Annotated in this window: 18 protein-coding genes; 3 read left to right on the top strand and 15 right to left on the bottom strand. The window is 65.3% G+C overall.

Translation table 11 applies throughout. The features are described from left to right. Positions 1 to 5: 5 nt before the first annotated feature. Positions 6 to 2009: a heparinase II/III family protein gene (locus tag ACJRPG_RS15685; protein ID WP_408001026.1), complete on the bottom strand. Its 2004-nt coding sequence runs from the start codon at positions 2007 to 2009 to the stop codon at positions 6 to 8. Positions 2010 to 2184: 175 nt separating this feature from the next. On the opposite strand from ACJRPG_RS15685, the gene ACJRPG_RS15680 reads away from it, so the two are divergent. From ACJRPG_RS15680 to ACJRPG_RS15670, 3 genes are read left to right on the top strand one after another with little or no spacing between them, the layout of a single operon-like run. Next, on the top strand, positions 2185 to 3537 hold the full coding sequence (locus ACJRPG_RS15680) for a phenylacetate--CoA ligase family protein (RefSeq protein ID WP_408001025.1): 1353 nt from the start codon (positions 2185 to 2187) through the stop codon (positions 3535 to 3537). Continuing rightward, the gene (locus tag ACJRPG_RS15675; protein ID WP_408001024.1) at positions 3534 to 4610 is read left to right on the top strand and encodes a glycosyltransferase family 4 protein; all 1077 of its coding nucleotides are present in this window, start codon (positions 3534 to 3536) and stop codon (positions 4608 to 4610) included. The genes ACJRPG_RS15680 and ACJRPG_RS15675 overlap by 4 nt, the downstream gene beginning before the upstream one ends. After that, complete coding sequence (locus tag ACJRPG_RS15670) at positions 4607 to 5686, top strand: CapA family protein (RefSeq protein WP_408001023.1); 1080 nt, start codon at positions 4607 to 4609, stop codon at positions 5684 to 5686. The genes ACJRPG_RS15675 and ACJRPG_RS15670 overlap by 4 nt, the downstream gene beginning before the upstream one ends. 6 nt (positions 5687 to 5692) lie before the next feature. On the opposite strand, the gene ACJRPG_RS15665 is transcribed toward ACJRPG_RS15670, so the two are convergent. The 14 genes from ACJRPG_RS15665 to epsF all read right to left on the bottom strand — a co-directional run bounded on the left by ACJRPG_RS15665 (position 5693) and on the right by epsF (position 21161). Next, positions 5693 to 6136, bottom strand: a complete 444-nt coding sequence (locus ACJRPG_RS15665) for a serine O-acetyltransferase (protein ID WP_408001022.1) — start codon at positions 6134 to 6136, stop codon at positions 5693 to 5695. 130 nt (positions 6137 to 6266) lie between these two features. Further along, positions 6267 to 8495, bottom strand: coding sequence for a heparinase II/III domain-containing protein (locus ACJRPG_RS15660; protein WP_408001021.1), 2229 nt, complete (start codon positions 8493 to 8495; stop codon positions 6267 to 6269). Between the two features lie 311 nt (positions 8496 to 8806). Then, positions 8807 to 9820: a glycosyltransferase family 2 protein gene (locus ACJRPG_RS15655; protein ID WP_408001020.1), complete on the bottom strand. Its 1014-nt coding sequence runs from the start codon at positions 9818 to 9820 to the stop codon at positions 8807 to 8809. Positions 9821 to 9829: 9 nt separating this feature from the next. Beyond that, positions 9830 to 10855, bottom strand: a complete 1026-nt coding sequence (locus ACJRPG_RS15650; RefSeq protein ID WP_408001019.1) for a glycosyltransferase family 2 protein — start codon at positions 10853 to 10855, stop codon at positions 9830 to 9832. After that, the gene (locus ACJRPG_RS15645; protein ID WP_408001018.1) at positions 10852 to 12417 is read right to left on the bottom strand and encodes an O-antigen ligase family protein; all 1566 of its coding nucleotides are present in this window, start codon (positions 12415 to 12417) and stop codon (positions 10852 to 10854) included. Before ACJRPG_RS15645 ends, ACJRPG_RS15650 begins: the two co-directional genes overlap by 4 nt. Continuing rightward, positions 12414 to 13658 carry a lipopolysaccharide biosynthesis protein gene (locus ACJRPG_RS15640; protein ID WP_408001017.1) on the bottom strand — a complete coding sequence of 415 codons (1245 nt, stop codon included), beginning with the start codon at positions 13656 to 13658 and terminating at the stop codon, positions 12414 to 12416. Before ACJRPG_RS15640 ends, ACJRPG_RS15645 begins: the two co-directional genes overlap by 4 nt. Beyond that, positions 13655 to 14731 (bottom strand): acyltransferase family protein, encoded by a 1077-nt coding sequence (locus ACJRPG_RS15635; protein WP_408001016.1) that lies wholly within the window; start codon positions 14729 to 14731, stop codon positions 13655 to 13657. The genes ACJRPG_RS15640 and ACJRPG_RS15635 overlap by 4 nt, the downstream gene beginning before the upstream one ends. 3 nt (positions 14732 to 14734) lie before the next feature. After that, positions 14735 to 15313: an acyltransferase gene (locus ACJRPG_RS15630; RefSeq protein ID WP_408001015.1), complete on the bottom strand. Its 579-nt coding sequence runs from the start codon at positions 15311 to 15313 to the stop codon at positions 14735 to 14737. Positions 15314 to 15331: 18 nt separating this feature from the next. Then, positions 15332 to 16441, bottom strand: coding sequence for a DegT/DnrJ/EryC1/StrS family aminotransferase (locus tag ACJRPG_RS15625; RefSeq protein WP_408001014.1), 1110 nt, complete (start codon positions 16439 to 16441; stop codon positions 15332 to 15334). A gap of 4 nt (positions 16442 to 16445) precedes the next feature. Further along, the gene (locus ACJRPG_RS15620) at positions 16446 to 17234 is read right to left on the bottom strand and encodes a glycosyltransferase family 2 protein (RefSeq protein WP_408001013.1); all 789 of its coding nucleotides are present in this window, start codon (positions 17232 to 17234) and stop codon (positions 16446 to 16448) included. A gap of 37 nt (positions 17235 to 17271) precedes the next feature. Continuing rightward, positions 17272 to 17955 (bottom strand): exosortase-associated protein EpsI, B-type, encoded by a 684-nt coding sequence (gene epsI / locus ACJRPG_RS15615; RefSeq protein WP_408001012.1) that lies wholly within the window; start codon positions 17953 to 17955, stop codon positions 17272 to 17274. Further along, positions 17952 to 18866: an exosortase B gene (gene xrtB / locus ACJRPG_RS15610; protein ID WP_408001011.1), complete on the bottom strand. Its 915-nt coding sequence runs from the start codon at positions 18864 to 18866 to the stop codon at positions 17952 to 17954. The genes epsI and xrtB overlap by 4 nt, the downstream gene beginning before the upstream one ends. Next, positions 18866 to 19750, bottom strand: a complete 885-nt coding sequence (gene epsG, locus ACJRPG_RS15605) for a chain length determinant protein tyrosine kinase EpsG (RefSeq protein ID WP_408001010.1) — start codon at positions 19748 to 19750, stop codon at positions 18866 to 18868. Before epsG ends, xrtB begins: the two co-directional genes overlap by 1 nt. A gap of 13 nt (positions 19751 to 19763) precedes the next feature. Continuing rightward, positions 19764 to 21161: a chain length determinant protein EpsF gene (gene epsF / locus ACJRPG_RS15600; RefSeq protein WP_408001009.1), complete on the bottom strand. Its 1398-nt coding sequence runs from the start codon at positions 21159 to 21161 to the stop codon at positions 19764 to 19766. Positions 21162 to 21180 lie beyond the last annotated feature (19 nt).

The following is a 21180-nucleotide window of genomic DNA, read 5'->3' as shown; positions in this document are numbered from 1 at the left end:
GCTCCTCAATGTTCGTGCTTTGCGTCCACAACCGGATAGAGCGTGAACTCCGTCACGATCTCGGTTGTCCCATGAATTCTGCCGCGCCAGACAGCCGTGGTAATTGTTGTTTTTTCGTCAAATTTGCGTGAGATCCAGCCGCCTATCGGCGCCTCGCTGCAACGCAGCAATTCAGGCCCATCGCCAAACTCGCATCGCATCTGCAAGCGGCTGCGGCGCCCTGCTCCTCTCACCCCTCCGGGCTCCCGTTCGACCGCGATGCCTTCGGCGAAATGCCAGTGCAAGGCAATGTCGTGGTCCTTGGACGATTCTAATATATCTTTTACAACAACCACGTTCCGATTGGAATCAAAGGTGATTTTGCGGCGATGCAACACGGGATCTTCCAGGCGGCGGTATCCGTCGTGCTCGCCTTCGAAGACCTGTATAGCGGCCTGCGGCAGGTGCTGCAGCAGTTTTGCGTCCGCCTTGCGCAGCCACATGAAGTTGCCGCCGATCTCGGACTGGTCGCAGCCATCGACCTGCACGGTGTTATGCGCCGCCGTGCTGCGAAAGTAATCGCGCCACACTTTTTGCGTATGGTAGGCATAGGTGCCGGGGTCGATCAGCAGTTCCTCGCCGCCGGCGGACAGCGTGAAGGACAGCGCATCGGCGTGGCCGTGGGCGGCAATCGACAGATAGCCGAGCGGCGCGCAGTCGGCCACGATGCGCACTTCCCGGTCCGTGCCGAAATCCTTGCCCAGCAGGTAGTAGCCGCCTTCCGGGAAGGCCATCACCGGCTGTTCCGGCCCGCTCTCCGGCAGCGCATCCCACCGGTCCGCGCCCTCGTGCGTAAAGAGCCAGCGGTTCTTGTCGTCCAGGCTGCCGGCCTTGCGCTTGAAGTCGGGGCGATTGAACAGCAGCGCGCAGCTGGCCAGCAGCGAGCGGTAGGGACTCCATCCTGCCTCATAGGAAAGGCGCACCATCTGCGCGTCGTCGGCATCGCCGGTCATCGGCACATTGCCGCCGGCGTCCATCAGGGCGGTAACAAACTCGGCCATGCGTTCCAGGCGCTGCAGGTAGGCCGGCGAGAAGCTGCTGCCGTTGGCCCGGGCCACGTGCTGGCACAGCAGCATCATGTCCATGACCTCGTGCTGGTAGTAGATCGCCTGCTCGCGGTTGACGCCGTCCGCCGTATTCTGCTTCAGCGCCTCCGTTTCCAGGCCGCGCTGCGCCAGCTCGCGCCAGCGCGCGCTCTCATTCCAGCAGGGCCACTGCACGCTTGCCACATACAGCCCCATGTACTCGCCGAACAGGTGGTTGTTGGCGGAGGAATGGCGCGAAAAATAGCCGCGGATGAAGTGGCAGTGCTGGTAGATATTGTCCAGCCAGCGGCGGCGGAACTGCTGGCCGCCGTGGCCCTTGAACAGCAGGCCGTCATTGCCGCCCAGCAGGTTCCAGGCGAAGGCCCAGTTCAACAGGCGCACCGCCAGTTCAAGCGAACTGGTCCAGTGCACGCCTTGCGGATAAGGGCATTGATCGAACCAGGAGTCCAGCAGCATGCGCGCGCCGTCGGCATAGCGCTGCCCGCCGGTCGCGCGCCAGGCAAGCGCCAGCGTCACCAGTTCCAGGTGGCGGCTGGGCTCCCACAGGTATTTGATATCCCCTACCACCGCTTCGCTGCGGTAATCGATGGCCTTGCCCAGCTTCATCGGCGCCACGGTGCCGGTCTTGGGGTCGCGGTTCCATTGCGGCGGGAAGCCCAGCTGCAGGCCGCGCATGGCGAACACATTCCAGCGGCCGGCCAGCACCGCATCGGCCGCCTCGCACAAAGCTGCGCGGTCCACGCCTTCCGCCGGGGCGCCGATGAAGGCCACGCCGAAGCGCGACAGCGAGGGTTCGGCCGGTGTCGCGGCCAGCCCCAGCCCGAGCTTGCTCGCCTTTTTCTGTACGAGCTGCTGTACCCGCCACGCAATTTCGGGAGCGCCCATCAGCTTGAGACGATTAACTTTCCATGCCAGTGAAGTCATAGTGCAATTATCATAGATGCAACACGGCCGATGGTAACTGATCCAAAGAAAAATGCGAGCACGCAATGAAACCGTGCGCGGCCTGCACGATTGCGCGCACGATTGACGCGATTGCTGCGATGCAGCTATATTCGATTACATATCCGTCAACATTTGCCCAAGGCATCGAACGACAATGGGCTCTTCCCTGACCCGCAACCTGTCCTACCTGTTCCGCCACCTGGTGCGGCGCAATCCTGTCGCGCTGGCGCGCAGCGAAGCGCTGATCGCACGTGAACGGCTGCCGCTGGCGGAGCTGGAACGGCGCCAGTCCGCCCTGCTGCACGCCAGCATTGCCAGCGCGCGCCGCCTGCTGCCGCGCTATGCGGCCCTGCCTGCGCCCTCGGCGGCGGACGACCCGCGTGCCTGGCTGCGCACCCACTGCCCGGTGGTCGGCAAGCCGGACCTGCTAAGCCAGCGCAGCACGCTTTACCCGAATGGCGGCAAACGCAAGCCCTGGTGGCCGCTGGGCAAAACCAGCGGGACCTCGGGCTCGCCGCTTGAAGTATTCCGCAGCATTGACTCCGTGATCTGGGAGGAAGCCTTCCACCTGCAATTCTGGCATTGGGCCGGGCACGCACGCGGCAAGCCGCAGGCGGTGCTGCGCGGCGACCAGGTGGCCGACCTGTCGCGCCGCGAACCGCCGTTCTGGAGCTGGGACCGCTTTGGACGCCAGCTCTTCGTTTCCACGCGCCACCTCACGCGGAATACGGCGGCCACCATTCTCGACAGCATCGCCGCCGCGGGCGCCGGACAGCTGCGCGCCTATCCTTCCTCGTCCTATGAGCTGGCGCGCGCCGCCGAGCAGCTGGGCCACCCGCTGCGCCTGCAGGCCGTGGTGACGGGCTCCGAGCCGGTCTTCCCTTCGCAGCGCGAACAGATCGAGCGCAGCTTCGGCTGCAAGGTGTTCGATTTCTACGGCATGGCCGAGCGCATCGCCTTTGCCGGACAGTGCGAACACGGCTACTACCACCTGAATCCGGAATACTCCTGGGTTGAAATCCTCAACGAAGAAAACCAGCCCACCGAGGATTTCGGCTATATCGTGGGCACCACCCTGCACAACCATGTGATGCCGCTGCTGCGCTACCGCATTTCCGACCGTGCACGCTGGCTGCCCGGCGCCTGCCCTTGCGGCCGCCACTATCCGCGCATCGAGCTGTCCTCGGGCAAGGTCGAGGACCAGCTCTACGACCGCGACAACACGCCCATCAGCGCCTCCATCATCACCTTCGCACTGAAGGGCCTGGACAGCATTGAGAAGTCTCAAGTTGCCCAGACCGGGCCGGGGCGCTGGGTAGTGCGCGTGGTGCCCGGTCCGGGTTACAGTAACGGCAGCCCGCAACATATGCGGCATAACTTCGCCACCTATGTGACGCAGAACATCGATCTCGAGATCGAACTGGTGGAAGACATTCCGCTGCAAAAGAGCGGCAAGTTCAAATGGGTGGCCCAGGAATGGGATGGCGCGAAAGCACTGAGACCATGACGATGAGTATCCAGTTCTGCGGTCCGATTCCCCAGCCCGGCGCACCGGCGGTCGGCGGCTACGAAGCCTGCAACCGGCGCACCATCGATGCGCTCGGCGCCAGCGGCGACACCGTCCATCCACTGCATTACCCGACGCCGACGGGCGGCAAGCTGGCCAAGCTGAAAGGCTATGCGCGCGGCTACCGGCGCCTGCTGCGCGAGATCGACAGCAGCCCCGGCGAGCTATTCCACCTCACCGGCCTGTACAAGCATTTTGCGCCGGCCGAATGGCTGCTGCTGCGCCGCGCGAAGCGGCGCGGCCTGCGGACCATTTACGATATCCGCGCCGGCGCCATGTTGCGCCATTACGAACGGCTCGGGCCGGCCTACCGCTGGCTGTTCCGCAGCCTGCTGCGGCAGGCCGACCAGGTGATGATCGAAGGGCCGGACTACGCGCCCTTTGTGCTGGAAGTAACAGGCAAGCCCGCCTTCTACCTGCCCAACCACCTGCCGGTGCAAGGCATGCCCGCCCGTAGCGCCGGGGCCGCCGCGCCGCTGCGCCTCGCCTACATCGGCCGCGTCGCACTGGACAAAGGCATAGAAACCGCCCTGCAGGCCGCGCGCATGCTGGCCGAATCGGGCCAGCCCTGCAGCATTGCCGTAGCGGGCAACGGCCCGGCAGCCTTGCTGGAAAGGCTGCAGCGCGACTACCCCGAAGCCGAATGGCTGGGCGCCCTCAGTCCGGAGCGGGTGCTGGAAGAACTGGGCAAGGCCCACTTCTTCCTGTTCCCCACGCGCCATACGGGCGAAGGACATTCGAACGCATTGACCGAAGCGATGGCCATGGGCTGTGTGCCGGTGGCGGCCGACAACGGCTTCAACCGTTCCGTGATCGGCGCCAGCGGCGTGGTGCTGCCGCTGCAGGACGGAGCGAAGGCTTATGCCAGCGCGGTGCGCGTGCTGTGGCAAGGCGGCGACTGGGCCGGCTATTCGCAGGCGGCATCCGGGCGTGCCCGTACCCTCTTCTCGACCGAACAGGCGGTCGCGCGGCTGCGCGGCGCCTATAGCGACCTGTTGAAAGCATCAGCATGAAACTCTTTTTTGCGGGCGACCTCGCCTGGCCCGAAGCCGAAATCCTGGCCTTCAATGAAGTGCAGGCGCTGTGCGCCGGCGGCAGCATGGTGGCCAACCTGGAAGGCGGCATCATCGCCGGGCCGGCCGAACAGAGCACCGTCAACAACGAGTTCAAGTTCAACATCTACTCGCACCCCTCGGTGATGCAGACGCTGGCCCAGCTGAATGTGGTGGCCTGCGGGCTGGCGAACAACCACATTTCCGACTACGTGGGCAGCATCGAACACAGCAAGCGCATGCTGGCCGGACAAGGCATCAGGGCTTTCGGCACGCGCGAGCACCCGTCGTGCACCTTTACCGCCGGCGGCCGCGAGGTAGTGGCCTTCGCCGCCTGCTCCCCGCTGCCGGAACCGCGCAGCGCGGCGGACGCCGACCACGCACTGGTCTTCGATCCGCCTGCCGCCCTGGCCACGCTGCGCCAGCTGCGCGACGCGCATCCGCAGGCCCTGCTGGTCGCCTTCATGCACTGGGGCTATGAGCTGGCGAAGTATCCGCAGCCGGCCGACCGCGAGTGGGCACGGCGCGCCATCGATGCCGGGGTGGATCTCGTGATCGGCCACCACCCGCACCTGGTGCAGGGCTTCGAAATCCATGGCCGCGGCGCCATCGCCTACTCGCTGGGCAACCTGCTGCTGCCGCAAGTGCCCTACCGCGGGCGCAAGCTGCACTACAAGACGCCCGCCGTCTGCGAAGAACTGCTGATCGAACTGGATGGCGACACGCTGCGCTCGCACTGGCTGCGCTACGATCCGGCAACGCAGAGCGTGCGCCATACGGCCAGCCGCATTGCCGCGGAAGATGCCGCGCTGCGCGAACGCACGCCGTTCGCCGGCATGAGCGATGCGGACTACCGCAGCTGGTTCGCCAGCACCGGCCGCCACGGCAGCGAAGGCAAGCGCGCGGGCACCGTGCTATGGAGCTATGAAGGCTGGCGCGGCGCGGACACGGCGCTCAAGCTGGCTTATCTGAAAGGCCGCTCGCAGGTCCGCAAGCTGGCGATGGGCGCGGGGCTGCACAAGCCCTATAACTGGTAGGCCTTTTCAGGCGTGCATGCGCGCTTCGGGCTGGCCGCGGCTGGCCCGGATCGGTTTCGCGGGAACGCCTGCCACCGTAGCGCCTGCGGGCACATCCTGCAGCACCAGCGCTCCTGCGGCCACCGTCGCGCCCCGGCCCACCGTTACCGGCCCCAGCACGCGCGCGCCGGCGCCGATGAAGGCGCCGCTTTCAATCACCGGCACCGCCACCTCGCCGGAACGTCCGCCGATAATCACCTGCGGCCCGATGTAGACATCGTCGCCGATCACCGCGCGCGCATGCACCACGATCGCCATGCCCTGGTAGGCAAACGTCACGCGCTTGCCCACCTTCACCGAGGCTGGCAGCGCCAGCGAAAACAGGATGCGGTTCAGCAGGTACAGCAGCTTGGGCAGCAGCGGCACGCGCCAGCGGTACAGCAAGGCGGACAGGCGGTAGATCTGGATCATGCGGTGCTCCGGCAAATTGAATGCATGAGCAAATGCTAACATTTCCTGGCGCCATAGTCCGCACGGCAGCGCGAACAAAAAAGCCCCGGCCGCAATGCGGTCCGGGGCTCCTGCCTTGCGGCGGCCTGGCTTACTTCGGCAGCGTGATGCTGGCGGCGCCGACGGTCAGCGTACGGCCGGTGGCGGTCGGGGTCAGCGTGATCTTCGGGTTCTTGCAGCCTACGTCCAGCACCACGAGGAACTCGGCGCTGGTGGCGGCAGGCTTCACGAAGGCCGCGTGATCTTCGATGGTGCCCGGCTTGGACGGCGCACCGGCGCGCTTCTCCAGCGTCATGTCGCTGGTGACAGGACGCACGCACAGCGAACGGTCCACATTGGTGATGGTGGCAACGTTGTTGGCGATGCTCATCACCACCGGCGAGTGCAGGTTCCACTCGAAGCTGCGCGCCGTGGCCGAAGCCAGCGTGTCACGCACAATGGCCATGTCCTGGGTACGCATATACCAGATCTGGCGCTTGGCGCGGGTCAGGGCCGAGTCGTAGGCCGGGGTCGCGTCGCCTTCCACGTAGTCCATGCCGGCCGTGGTCGCAAAGGAGCTGATGCTGCCGTTGCGGGTCAGCTGCACGTCGTAGTTGCCCAGCACGGTCTGGCCCTTGCCGCCGTCATAGGTGATGGCGTTGTGCGCCTTGGTCTGGCGGTACCAGTCGTTCCACAGCGGCGAGCCGTACCAGTCGTACCAGCCGGTTTCGATCAGCAGCGGGCGGCCGCCGCTGGAGACCAGCAGGCTGTTCTGGTCAGCGTGGCTGTGGTTGTACGAACCGTAAGGGCTCGACTTGAAATAGATCGAGGTACGCGCACGGTCGCCCAGGTCGCTGTGCATTGCGGCCCAGCCGATGCTCGGGTACAGCGCGCCATTCGACGGCACCTTGCTGGTCGTGACCGATGCCACCGGCAGCGGGAACGGCGCCTGCAGCAGGGTCAGCGGATCTTCATTGCCCAACAGGTTCTTGGTGTACCAGGCCGCTTCCGGCGTGGCGAAGCGCGAGGCGAAGCCTTTCAGCTCGGTCGGCATCGGCGCCTGCTCGTGCTCGTCGCCGAAGGTGTGGGTCACGGAACCCGGCGGCTGGAAGTGCATGAAGGACTTCATGAAGCCTTCGGCCCATGGCTTTTCGAAGATGTTCACGCCGGTCGCGGCGGCAATCGGCTGCCACAATGCCAGCGAAGTCAGTGCGGCGTGCTGGCCATAGGAGGTGCCATTGGCGAAGCCGCCTTCGGAACCGGACCATGGATAGATCGAGTGCACGTAGTTGCGGAAGGCGAAGTTGAACCATTTGTCCGCAGCAGGAATGTCGCCCAGCGTCAGCACCGAGACCAGCGCCAGGTAGCCTTGGGCGGCCTGGCCGTGCGAGTCGAAGGGGAACTGGTCCATGCCGCCGTCCGGGGTCTGGAAGGCTGCGTAGATCTGCTCGGCGCGCGCTTCGATCACTTTCAGCCAGGCGGCGCGGGTCGTCGCGTCCAGGTCCGGGCCCAGGAAGTCCACGGCTTTCGCCAGCGCCAGGGTGATGGAACGGCATTCCTGGTCGGCGGCCTTGTAGCCGGTGGGGCCGGTCGGGCTCAGCGCCGCCAGCTGGTTGCCGCGCTTGATCGCTTCATTCAGCAGGTTCTTGTCCTTGGTGATGCGCCACAGCATGGAGGTCGCCTCCATCTGGCGGGTCAAGTCCATGATGGCCCAGCGCATGTTCTGGATCTGGGTGTTGACGGCAGCGGTAATCACGCCGGTGGTGTCCAGAGGCCAGTTGGCGTCGGTGTATACGGGCACCGAAGTCATGCGGCGGTAAGTGCCGCCGGTGAGGTCGGTCAGGCCGGTGCCGCGTTCGGCCACCATGGCTGCGGTCCACTGCGCGCGCGGGATCACGCTTGGCGCCAGGCCGCGCGGATGGGGTTTGGCGACGATGCGCGCGCGCAGCGTGGCATTGTCCGGCACCACGAAGGTCTTGGACGTTGCGTCAATCACGAAGGAGCGCGGCGAGGACCAGTCGGTGCTGTTGCCCGGACGTACGCGCCAGCTATAGGTGCCGGCCGGCAGCACGGCGGATGGCAGCATCCAGTTGCGGTCGACGGTAAAGGTTTCGGGAGCAGCGCCGCTGCGGGTCAGTTCCACCACATAGCTTGCAGGCTTGGTCGAGTGCATGGCCCAGGTAAAGCTGGGCGGATTCTGCGCCTGCACCTGCAGGTTGACGGGGGCGGCACGCACAACACGGGCACTGGGGGAGGCAGCCCAGTCAGCATGGCTGACGTTGGAGGCGCCCAGCGCCAGGAGAACCAGGGCACGAAGTACAGTTGCGGTACGCAATTTCATGAAGTTTTATCCTAAGGAGTTGATGTCGAGAGTAGTTTTGTGGCCCCAAGGATTCTGGCGGGGGCCGCAACCTCGATCATGCAAGCCGTATTACTCAATGCTGCTGGCCGAGGAACTGGCAATTCTTTGGCCAGTAATGTTGACGGAGGGAATTTTAACTTACTCTCCGAAAAATTTCTCGGTTTTTGATTATAACACCTTAAAAAACAACGAATCAATAAAGGGCTGACAATCAAATCTCGCGCACCGGCAATCCCGTAATAAAAAATCAGTATTTAGTTTTAATTAAAAACCTTATCGAATATATTAAATTAATCTGCAATAACACGCGCCGGGATGGCTTGGCCAGGATCCCGCACAGCCCGCAGCAGGCCCGGGATGGCGCCCACCGCGTACATGTGCCAGGTCAGCAGCGACAGTCCGGCCTCGCTCAGGGAACGTTTCTTCCATAGCAAGGCGAGCAGCACCGGCAGCCATACCACAAGCAAGCTCAGCAGGCTAGCGGAAAGCCAGCCCATGCCTGCTGCCACGCCCGCCGCCGCCAGCAGCGCACACACCGCATACAGCAGCGGCGCCGCAAACACGAACCAGCAATGCCGAAGCGCCCTGCCCATCCACGGCCGCCCCAGGGCGCTGCGCAGGAAGCTGCCGCTGGCCCGGATCCGGCCGTTGCGCCACAGGCGCATCAGCATCTGGTAGGACGTCTCATTATGCCCCGTGTGTGAAATGGCAGCGTCCGGAAGGCGGACCAGTCTGTAACCTTTGGAACGCAGCCTGACGCCCAGTTCCAGCTCCTCGAAGGCAGGCAGGCCCCGGTGCGCCAGATAACCCACTTCCTCAATGGCCGCACGCCGGTACAGGCCGCCGCCGCCTAATACATCGACCTCCTGGGCCGTGCGCAGCGCTGCATAGCGGGCGGCGCGGAAGCGGTCGGCAAGGGTATTAAACTGAGTGTCGATCAATTTACCGCCCACGCCCGCGACATTTGGATTTTCTTTTAAATATGCCAAGGCTCTTATAATAAAATCAGGCTCTAATGTCATATCGCCATCTAAGACATATATATAAGACCCTTGAGCGAATTGATAACCTAATTGGAGGGTAGCCCCGCAATTACGGTCGGCGGCGGATTTAAATTGCACGATCCGCACGTTCATTTGCTGGGCTATCTCTACGGTGCGGTCGGCCGATACTGAATCGGCCAGCAATATCTCGCCATTCAGCCCCTGCAGGGCGGCCTTGGCCGAAGCCAGGCAGGCGGCAATATGGCGCTCTTCGTTCAGCGCCTTGACGATGATGGTGACGTCGACAACAGGTTCGGACATGGTTTCTGATCAGGATTGCATGATTTCATCGCGGCTGGCACGCCAGATGGCATCCGCCCTCGCCTTTTGCCCGCGCAGCAGGGCCAGTGCCGCTTCCTTGGCGGCGCGCAGGTAGACGGCGGGCAGCAGCGCGGGCATGAACTTGCGGTACAGCTTTACGCGGGCGCGGCACATCGTGTACACGGAGAAGGTGCTTTCGGTCTGCTCGCCGGTGGAGCTGCCGGCCTTGTGGTAGACCACGGCGTCCGCAGCCAGCCCCGGCCGGAACTCGCGCTCGGAACGCAGCGCCCAGTCGATTTCCTCGAAATACAGGAAATACCGCTCCTCCATCTCCCCCACTTTTTCGAGGAAGTCGCGCGAGGCCAGCATCGATGCGCCGCTGACCCAGTGCAGGCGGGCGCGCGCCTCGCGCTCGTCCTGCTCGCTCAGCGCGCTGCGGCGCTTGCCGCCGCACAGCAGGCGGCCGCTGGCCGTGTAGCGCGAGAAGCTGCCGCCGCCCAGCGCCTGGATCACATCCGGGTCGCGGTAGAAGGCCACGGTGGGGCCGGTAATGCCGACTTTCGGGTCGGCCTGGGCCGTCGCCAGCATCTGGGTCAGGCAGTCCGGCGGCACCACGGTGTCATTATTAAGCAGCCAGACAAAATCGCAGCCGGGATCACGCAGCGCCAGGCGGATGCCAACATTATTGCCGCCGGCGAAACCGAGATTGGCGCCGGTGCGCACGATCAGCAGCGGCGGCGACGCCTCATCCGGCATATAGCCGGCCGGGTCGTCGATCACCGCATGCGGCAGCGGCTTGGGCAGCGGCGGCGTGGTCAGCGCCGCCAGCGGGCCGGACGGCGGCGTCCAGGCCAGCTCGCCCGCCGCCCAGCGCCGGATCTGCTCCACCGAGCCGTCGCTGGAGTCGTTGTCGCAGACCACGGCCGTAAAGCGGCCGTGATGCTGGCGGAACAAGCTTTCCAGGCATTCAATACTGTCCTGCCAGCCATTCCAGTTGACCAGCACGACCCATACTTTGGCGTCTTGTTTTGTCATAGCGGGTGCGGCGCCAGCGCGTTGGACGCGGCGCGGTGACGTTTGGACTGGCTCTCGCCCAGCGGCTGCTCCTGCAGCGTGATCAGGGCGGCGACCAGCACATAGGCCAGCGTGAAGCCGGAAGGAATCGACAGCACGCTCTTGGTAATCATCAGCATGCACAGCGAAATCGACAGCATGCCGGCCACTGTGCCGGCGCGGTCGTCGCGGCGGTAATAGGTCATCACGCCGAGCAGCGCCGCCAGCACGAAGAAGCCGAAGGACAGCACCAGGCCCGGCAGGCCGGCATCCAGCGAGATGCCCAGCCACCAGTTGTCGATATTGAAGCGGGTACCGTCGAACATGCCGAGCTTGATCGCCCCCATGCCCGCGCCGTAGCCCATGATGGGACTGTTCTGCACCAGCGGCACGCCGCGCTCCATCATGATGACGCGCGACATGGTGCTGTTCATCTCGCCCGCGGTGCGGCCGGCCACCAGGGTCATCACTTCCTGCAGGGCCGCATAGCCTGCCAGCAGGAAGACCGGCAGCAGCATCGCCAGCATGGCCACCACCAGGCTCGCCTTCTGCGAATGCTCGCCCGCATGCTTGCGCGGCATCACCAGCAGGATGCCGACCAGGATCACGGAGGCGATCAGCACCGTAATGCCGGAGCGGCTGCGCGAATACACGATCACGGCCACGGCCAGCGGCATGAAGCACACGGCCGCATAACGCAGCAGCTTCTCGCGCGTGGCGAAGAACACGGCGGTGGCCAGCGGCAGCATCATGGCCATGTATTCGGCCAGCACCATCGGGTGCTCGAACGTGCCCTGGGCGCGGTAGGCGCCGTCGCGGAACTTGGTCTTCAGCGTGTCGATCAGCAGGGCCGCATCCTCCGTCCCCATCGGGATGAAGCGTTCGAACAGGGTGTGCTTGACCGCCGATTCATAGCAGGCCAGCAAGGCCTGCACCAGGCCCACGACCAGCAGCACGCTGAGCATGCGGCGCACGTCCTTCTCGTCGCGCAGCACGGCCACGGCGATGAAGAACAGGATGTAGCAGGAAATCAGGTCGGAAGTCAGGGTGAACATCTGGGCGAAAGGCTGCTCGCCCGCCGCCGCCGTCGCAATGCGCCACACCAGCAGCGCAGGCACCAGGCCGATCAGGAAGGGGTGGGCCTTGACGCGCGTGGTCAGGCGCTGCATGGGCTCCTTGCTGGCCAGGATGAAGTAGCCGCAGCCCACCAGCAGCACCAGCCAGGCCAGCTTGATCGGGCTCAGCGCAGGCAGGCCGCCGATCCGTTTGACGATATAGGCGGGCCACAGGTTGACCGTCACCAGCACGGCCAGCAGCATCCAGTTCATCAGCGTGCCCGGCGCCTGCTTCTGCTTCGGCATGATCCAGATCGCGATCAGGAAGGCCACGGCCGCGGGCACCGCCAGCAGGCGCACCAGGCCGCCCGGCGGGACCACGGCGGCCATCAGGCCGAGCAGCAGGCACAGGGCCAGCATGCCCAGTCCCGCCATGGCCAGGCCGAACATCTTCCCGGCCGGCATAAATTGTATTGTTTTACGCATCATTCACTCCTTGCAGCCTGGCGATTGCACCAGAGCCAGAACACAATCTGTGCCAGCGGCACCCACACGGCATATACGCCAAGCCTGACCCACACCGCACCATCCAGGCCGAACAGCGGAATGGCCCAGAAGCTGGCGCCCACCACCACCACGCTGGTGGCGATGGTCAGCGCCGTATTCACCCGCAGCAGGCCGCGGCTGATCCACTGCGGCGTCATCAGCAGCGACAGGCTGATGCCCAGCACCGTCGGCAGCAGCATGCGGAACAGCGGCACGCTTGGCGCAAACGCTTCGCCCGCCACCAGCGGCACGGCCAGCGGCGCCAGCAGCCAGGCCGCCAGCGCCAGTCCCGCCAGCCCGCCCAGCAGGCGCCAGTTCAGGCGGCGCTGGCGTGGCCAATAGGCGTCCGGCGTGCTGTTCGCCAGCCCGCCGTAGACAATCATCAGCGCGCTCTGCGGCACGATCAGCATCAGCGCCACCATCTGCTGCGCCAGCTGGTAGTAACCCACGTCCGGCTTGCTCAGGTGGTGGTTAATCAGCAGCAGGCTCACCTGGTCCAGCAGGAAGGCGCTCACCGTGGTCAGGTGGATCATCAGCCCCGAACGCAGCAGCGGCGACACCTCATGCCGCAGCCAGTGCAGCGACTTGCCGGCCATCTTGTACAGCGGCCAGGCCACCAGCAGCGCCACCAGCAGCTGGCCCACCAGCGCCGCGCTCAGCGCGCCCGCCACGCCCCAGCCCAGGTACATCACCAGCAGGAAGAAGGCGGCGAAACCGATCGTCCTGCCCACATACTGCGCCTTGTTCAGCAGCCCCGTCTGCGAAGCTGCCGCCACGATATTGCTTGCATACTGCTCCCACACCAGCAGCGGCACCGTCGCCAGCGCCAGCAGCATGGCCAGCGGGCCGATGCCCCTGAACAGCGTGCCGTCCGTGCCCACGTACAGCGCGGCGGCAATCCCCAGCGCCAGCGCCGACAGCACGGCGGCCAGGCCGCCCAGCGTGCCCAGCTGCTGCGCCAGCGTCGGCTTGCTGGCCGCGGCCTGCAGGCGGTGCTGCAGCGCCTGCCCCAGGCTCAGGTTGCACAGCGTGGCGAACAGCGCCGCCCATGCGGTGGCGGCGGCAAATTCGCCCCGCCCTTCCGGTCCCAGCAGCCGCGCCGACACGAACAAGGTCGCCAGCGACAGCACAACACCATATCCACGCGCCAGGCTCATGCCGGCGATCCTGCGCAAATCGCTCATGAACCCGCTTTCTGCAGCGGCGCCACGGAGGGCGCCGGCACCGGGTGCGAGCCGCGCCGGCGCGGCGCGAGGAAGCGTTCTTCCACCACATGCCAGGACAGCCAGGCGAAGGCCAGCGCCAGCGGCGTTGCCGCCAGGGTCAGCATGCCGGGCGCCGCCACGCCCAGCGCGATCAGGCTCTGCTGCAGCGGGAAGGCGTACAGGTAGACGCCGTACGACAGGTCGCCCACGCGCTCGGTGCTGAAGGGCAGTATCCAGCGCGGGTGGCGGCCTATCCACAGGCTGCCATAGCTGATGGCGAGGCAGGCCACGACGGCAAAGCCGGGCAAATCGAGCGCCGTCACGGCCGCCCACAGCAGGCCGAGCGCGAGCGCCACCCCGCCATGCAGCGGCAGCTGCGCGCGCCACAGCTGGCACAGCGCGCCCACCATGAAATAGGGCAGCAGCAGGAACAGGCCGCTGTTCCGGCCGCTGAGCAGCAGGCCCCAGGCCAGCAGGCAGGCCGTGGCCGCCGCAATGCTGGGCAGCACGCGGCTGCCGCCCTGCCCCAGCTGGCGCAGCAGCCACACGGCGCCGCCCACCGCCAGGTAAAGGCCGAATTCGATCGGCAGGGTCCACAGCGAGCCATTGACGGCGGCGCCGTAGGGATTCGCGGCGAACACGCCGGGCAGCTCGAACTGCAGGCGCCACAAGGCGGCATTGCGCAGCACATAGGTGGCGACCGCGCTGCTGGCGAAATAGTCGGACAGGGGCAGCAGCGTCATCAGCGGCCCCAGCACGAGGGCGCTCAGCAGCAGCACGGCGACCAGGGCCGGGAAGATGCGGCGGATGCGCGCGTCGAGGAAGGACCACAGGGTGCTGCGCGAGTAAGCGCTGCCGGTGATCAGGTAGCCGCTGATGGCGAAGAAGACGCCGACGGCGAAGGTGCCGAAGGTCATCTGGTTGCCGGTCAGGCGCATCAGCGGCTCGGCATAAGGCTGGCCGCTCAGGTGATAGCTGTGCGAGAACAGCACCAGCCAGGCTGCGAACAGCCGGATGGGGTTGAAATTATTGCTGTCTGCGCGCGCCATCATCTCTTACGCCGCCTGCGCGGCCTCCGACTGCAGCAGCTGCTGCTCCATGTCCAGCAGGCGGCGGCTGCGGTCCTTGACCCGGCGTGCCGGGCTGCCCACATAGATGCCGAAGGGTTCGCAGTCGCTGCGCACCAGCGACAGCGCGCCCACCGCCACGCCCTCGCCGATATTCACGTTCAGCGTGACCACGGAGCCGCTGCCGATGATCACATGGCGGCCGATGTTCACCGGGCCGCTGGTGATGTTGGTGTACTCGGCGGGCACCGTGGGATTGGTCATGTATTCGCCGCTGTAATCGTCATTGCTCGAATAGATGGCCACGCGCGAGGAGATATTGGCGAAGTCGCCCAGCGTGATGCGGCCCTTGCCCATCAGCGAAGACTGGATCGCGATATGCACATTGCGGCCGATCTCGATGCCGCCCTCGCCCGCCGACAGCACGCAGAAATCGTCGATGCGCGTGTTGTCGCCGATGCGGATGCGCGCCGGGCTGTGGAAGGACGCCTTGCGCGAGATGCGCACATTGCGGCCGACATGGCCGAAGCCGATGGCGGCGATTTCCTCGTCGGTCATGAAGGACATGCTGTGCTTCTCCCCTGGTTAGCGGCCTGCTTTGCGCAGGATATCGCAGATGCGGTCCACCTGGTCCAGCGGCAGGTCCGGGAAGATCGGCAGGCAGAGCACGCGGTCGGCCACGTGGTGCGCCACCGGCAGCAGGTCGGGACGGGCGGACGGCAGGCCGCGGTACATCGGGAACTCCGTGATCAGCGGGTAGAAGTAGCGCCGCGTCATAATGTTCTGCGTCTGCAGGAAGTTGTACAGTTCATCGCGGCCCAGCGGGTAGTCGGGCTCGATGAACACCGGGAAGTAGGAGTTGTTCAGCGCATCGGCCTTGGCCAGTTCCGGGACGGTGATGCCCTTCACGTCGGGCAGCAGTTCACGGTAGCGGCGGTCGATGGCGGCGCGCTTTTCCAGCACCTTGTCCACGTGTTTCAGCTGCAGCAGGCCGAAGGCGGCCTGGAATTCGCTCATCTTGCCGTTGATGCCGGGAGCGACCACGGTCACTTCGTCGGCAATGCCGAAGTTCTTCAGGTAGTCGATGCGCTGCTTGGTCTTGGCGTCCGGGCAGATGATGGCCCCGCCCTCGAAGGTATTGAAGGCCTTGGTGGCATGGAAGCTGAGCACCGACAGGTCGCCGTAGTTCAGCACGCTCTGGCCCTGCGTGCGCACGCCGAAGGCATGCGCGGCATCGTAGATCACCTTCAGGCCGTAGGTGTCGGCGATGCGCTGGATCTCGTCCACGTCGCAGGGCGTGCCGTACACGTGCACCGGGAAGATGGCCGTGGTCTGCGGCGTGATGGCGGCTTCGATCTTCTTAGGATCGAGGTTGAAGGTGTGCGGGTCGATATCGACGAACACCGGCTTGATGCCGTTCCACACCAGCGAATGCGCCGTCGCCACGAAGGAGTAAGGGGTGGTGATCACTTCACCGGAAATGCGCAGCGCCTGCAGCGCCGTCACCAGCGCGATGGTGGCATTGGTGAACAGGGCCAGGTGCTTGACGCCCAAGTAGGCGGCCAGCTCCTCTTCCAGCTGGTGGTGGAAAGGCCCCTGGTTGGTCAGCCATTTGCTTTCCCAGATCTTCTCCAGGTAGGGCACGAATTCATCCAGTGGCGGCAGGGCCGGTTCGGTGACGTAGATCTTTTTCATGATGTCAGGCTTTCTTCTGATTGCGCTCGCGGTAGTGCTTCAGCAGGCGGTCGGGCGAACGCACGGCGTTCACGCCCAGGTAGCGGATCTTGCGAAAACGGTTCCAGTCGCCCGGCTCTTCATAGCGCCAGGCGTTGATATCCCACGGCACCGACCGCAGCCAGTGGTGGTAGAACACCGAGGAGGTCGACACATTATTCATGGCGAACTTCGGTGCGTGGTTCACATGCCATTCATCCGGCACGCGTTCAAAATCGAAGGGATGCCAGATGATGTCGGCGCGGGTGGCGCGGGCCAGCGCCAGCAGCTTGCTCACGCGGTCCGGCGCATGCTCGTCGTCGTCATCCAGGTGGGTGACGAAATCGCCGCGCGCCAGCGACAGCGCATGGTTGATGGCCACCGTACCGCCCACCATCCAGCGGTGGCGCGGCTCCTCCGGATACTTTCCGCGTTCCTGCAGGTTGACGAACTCGATGCGCGGGTCGTTCAGCGCCGCCACGCGTTCCGGCGTGTCGTCGGTGCAGCAGTCGCCCACCACCACGATCTGCAGGTTTTTGTAATCCTGGCGCAGCAGCGATTTCAGGCAGCGCTCGATCAGCAGCTCGCCGCGGTTGTATGTCGCCACGCACACCGTCACCAGCGGCTCGGCTTTTTCATAGGCGGCCTGGTACTCCGGCGAGCGGCGCGCGGCACGGAAACGGCTGCGTGCGGACCAGCCAAGGTCGCGCATCGAGCGCAGGGGTTCGCGGCAGCGCACCCAGGTACGGTGCACACCGTTTTTCAGCTTTTTCAACAAATTGACTCCTCAGTGAAAGCTGCGGCGCGCGGCCTCAGTTCAGCCCCATGAAACGCAGCCGTGTTGCCGGGGGCAGCGCCTGCTGCAGGTCGGCCACAAAGCGTTCCTGCACCGCGAAGGAGCGGGCCGGATCGGTATCGATCGAGGACACACGGAACAGCAGGCCGTCCGGGATATTGCCGCCCAGGCGGTAACGCATTTCAACCAGCTTCTTGTTGATGCCGCCGATCGCCACCTTGTCGCCCACCGTGCCCCAGTAGGTCACGGGCTCGAAGCGCTGGCCGGCCAGGTTGGTCTGCAGGCGCTTGACGGGAATCGCGCCGCGCGGCGTATTCAGCACGCCATTGCTGTTGCCCGTCACTTCGAAGCCCTGGGCCGGATAGCAGATTTCCGGATAGTGCATGGACAGGCCGTCGCTCTGGTTGGCGCCATAGGCCAGCGACAGCATCACGCGGTAGCCGTCGCGGTTCACGTAGGTGCGGGCGAGCGTCTGCGTATAGATCTTGCGCAGCTCGGCCTCCACGCTCGGATTGACCACGGCGGACATGCCCTGCTGCTCCTCCTGCCACTCGCCGAAGCGGGTCGGGATGCTTTCCGCCAGCTGCATCGGCGGCAGGCTGTCCGCCAGCATATGGCGCGGCACCAGCATCTGCGCGCCGACCGCGGAGGCGGCCATCAGCACACCGGCCACCACGCTCGATACGACTGCACGTTTCATATTGCACTCCTTGCCGCGGCCTTGCGGGCCTGGTGGCGGCGCGCCACCCACTGCAGCAGCGAATCCACGGCGATGATCAGGATCAGGGCGCTGACGAACAGCACCATGCCGGCGAAGCCGTGCAGGAAGCCCTGCCCCGCCGCATCGCCGAAGTGATAGGTAATCAGCGTCAGCACGCACACGCGGATCACGTTCGCGGTGAACGAGATCGGAATGATCAGCAGCGCCAGCGCGATATTGCGGAAGGCCGAGGTATGGCGCACCACATTCAGGTAGAACAGGCCGAGCGATTCCAGGGTCAGCAGGGTCTGCAGGCCGGCGCAGGCATCGGCCACCAGCAGCTGGTATGGGCCGATCTGCAGGATCACGCCGGTGCGGGCGATCGGGTAGCCGGCCGCATACAGCAGCACCTCGGTCACATAGGACACGGCCATCTTCATCGGCAGGGTCAGCGCGCTGACGATGGCGCCCGGCAGCGGAATCATGAACAGCATGAAGAAGAAGGGGAACCACAGCAGGCGCAAGGCCGGCGTGCCGCGCTTCATCAGCAGGATGGCCGCCACCGAGATGATGAAGGACGCAATGGTGAAAGCGTCCACCTGCTGCGACATGCCCAGCATGTACAGCACCAGCGCGAACACCAGCAGCGGCCAGGCCAGGCCGGGCGCCGGTTTGGGCGGCAGCGCCAGCATCTCGTTCCAGCTGCGCCAGATCAGCCACAGCGACAGAATCAGGATGATCGGGCCGTGGGCCTGCTCCTCGCTGCCCCAGATGCCGTGCAGCAGGCCCCAGAAGGCCGGCACGTACATGGCGAGGAAGCCCAGCGCCAGCGGCAGCCATTCCGGCGCCAGCTCGCGCAGGCTGGCGCGCGCCAGCGGCGGCGTCATCACCGGTTTAGCGGATCCGGCCATCAAAATTCCACCATCACCGAGCCGACGATCTGGGTGCCGTTCTGGTGCAGCTGCTGGCTCAGCGCATGCACCTCGGCCAGCATGGTCTGGTTGCGGCGAGTCAGCAGCAAGGCGCCGCCGGCACGCGCGGCCAGCGCGATGCCGTCGGAACCGGCCGAGAAGGCGGCCGCGTCATACAGCACCACGTCGTAGCGTTCTTCCAGGCGCGTATTCAGCTCGCCGAAGGCGCTGCGGCTCAGCAGCTCCTGCGGATTCGGCGGCAGCGTGCCGGCCGGCAGCACCGACAGGTCGACGAAGGATTCGATGCGGTTTACCGTGTCCAGCTCGGCGCGCCCGGCCAGGATGTCGGACAGGCCCTGGCGCGTCTTGATGTCGAAGATATCGTGCTGGCTCGGCGTGCGCAGGTTGGCGTCCACCAGCAGCGTCTGTTCGCCCAGCTGGGAGAACACCACCGCCAGGTTGGCCGCGAACAGGCTGGCGCCGTCGCCCGCATTCACGCCCAGGATGACCAGCGACTTGCGGCCGCGGGCGAACCAGCGCAGCATCAGCTGGCTGCGCACGGCGCGCAGCGCTTCCACCTGCGGGCTGAAGGGCTGGTAGGCGGCCAGCAGGCGCGGCGAGTAGTTGCCCTCGCCCGGCAGCAGGTAGGGATAGTCGAACTGCCGTGCCAGCACCTGCTGGATATCGGCTTCCGTTACCAGGCCGAGGCGCTGGGCCGCTTCGCCGAAGCGGATGCCCAGGTCTTTCTGCATGCGCAGCACGCGTTCTGCGGCTTCCGGCGTGATCTTGCCGGATTCGAGCAGCAGGCCGCCGATGCTGGAATCGCCACGCGGTGCGGGCGCGGAGGTGTGCCGTGGGGCACTAGCGAGCGCGGGTTGGGTCATGTTCGGGTCCATTTCAGTTGGCGCCGAGGCGGCGCATGGTCAGGGAATTCATGAAGCCGGCGCGGCGGTTCGGCGTGGTCTTCCAGTTGATGGCGCCCAGCACCGGAATCTGCAGCGCATCGGCGATATCGCTTTCGGAACGCACGCGGCGGTTCAGCATCTCGGCCAGGATGGAGAAGCCCAGGCCCAGCATGGTGCCCATGATGCCCGCCAGGATGGTGTTCAGCAGGATCTTGGGACCGGCCGGCTTGATCGGCGCCACGGCCGGGTTCAGCACGGCGATCTCGGACTGGTTGGACTGGCCTTCGATATTGGTCTGCGACAGGCGCTGCGAGGCGGCGTCGAAGGCGCGCTGGGCGCTTTCCACGTCCTTGTTCAGCACATTCATCTCGTCGCGGGCGCGGTTCAGCTCCAGCACCTTGGCCTTCTGGGCGTCCAGCGCGGCGCGGATGGTGGCTTCGCGCTGCATCAGGATGGTGGCGTTGGCGCCTACGCTGTTCGAGGTCACTTTCAGCTGTTCATTGAGCGCCGAACGCAGCTTGTCCACTTCCGACTTCGCACTCTGGTACTGCGGGTGGTTCGGGCTCAGGCGGCTGGCCACCTCGGCGAACTTCGATTCCGCCGTGCCCAGGTTGATCTTCATGCTCTGGATCAGCGGGCTGTTGGCCACATCGGGCGAGCTGTCGCCGGCCATGCGCTGGCGCGAATTGGCTTCCGCCACCTGGCCCTGGGCCATCACCAGCTGGGCCGACAGGTCGTTCAGGCGGTTCGATTCCACGTCCAGGCGGTTATCGACGCTGACGATGCCATGCTCCTGCTGGTACTTGGACAGGCGGCTCTGGGCCGTTTCCAGGTTATCGCGCAGCAGCTTGATCTGGTCGTTGAAATAGGTGGAGGCCTTCTTCATCGGTTCCACTTTCAGCTGGGTGTTCACCAGCTGGTATTCGTCGGCGAAGGCATTGGCGACGGCGGCCACGAATTCCGGATCGGAACCCTTGAAGCCCACTTCCACCACCGAGCTTTCACGCGATGGATTCACGTCCAGCTTGGCGATCAGCAGCTCGGCCAGCCAGTCGCGCACCGTACCCTTGCCGCCGGTGGCTTCCTGGAACTGGGCCACCACGCTGGGGCTTTCCGCCAGGCGCAGGCGGTCCACCACGCGCAGCGCCACGTTCTTGGAGCTGATGATGTCGATCTGGGTCGCCATATAGCCGGGCAGCAGCTGGCCCGGCATGGTGAGGCCGGTCACGGGGTCCATGCCCTTGTAGTTCAGCAGCAGCGAGGCCGTTGCCTTGTAGGTCTTCGGCAGCAGCAGGCTGACGACGAGCGTGACCGATACCGTCAGCAGCACGGTGGCGATCAGGATCCAGCGCCGGGCGCGCAGGATCAGCAGGAATTGGGAAAAGCTCATGGCAGTAGTCTCACAGCGT

The organism is Pseudoduganella rhizocola (assembly GCF_045984285.3).
In the GTDB taxonomy this organism is placed as follows: Bacteria; Pseudomonadota; Gammaproteobacteria; order Burkholderiales; family Burkholderiaceae_D; genus Rugamonas.
The sequence above is the reverse complement of the archived record's forward strand: the minus strand, read 5'-3'. Positions and strand labels throughout refer to the sequence as shown.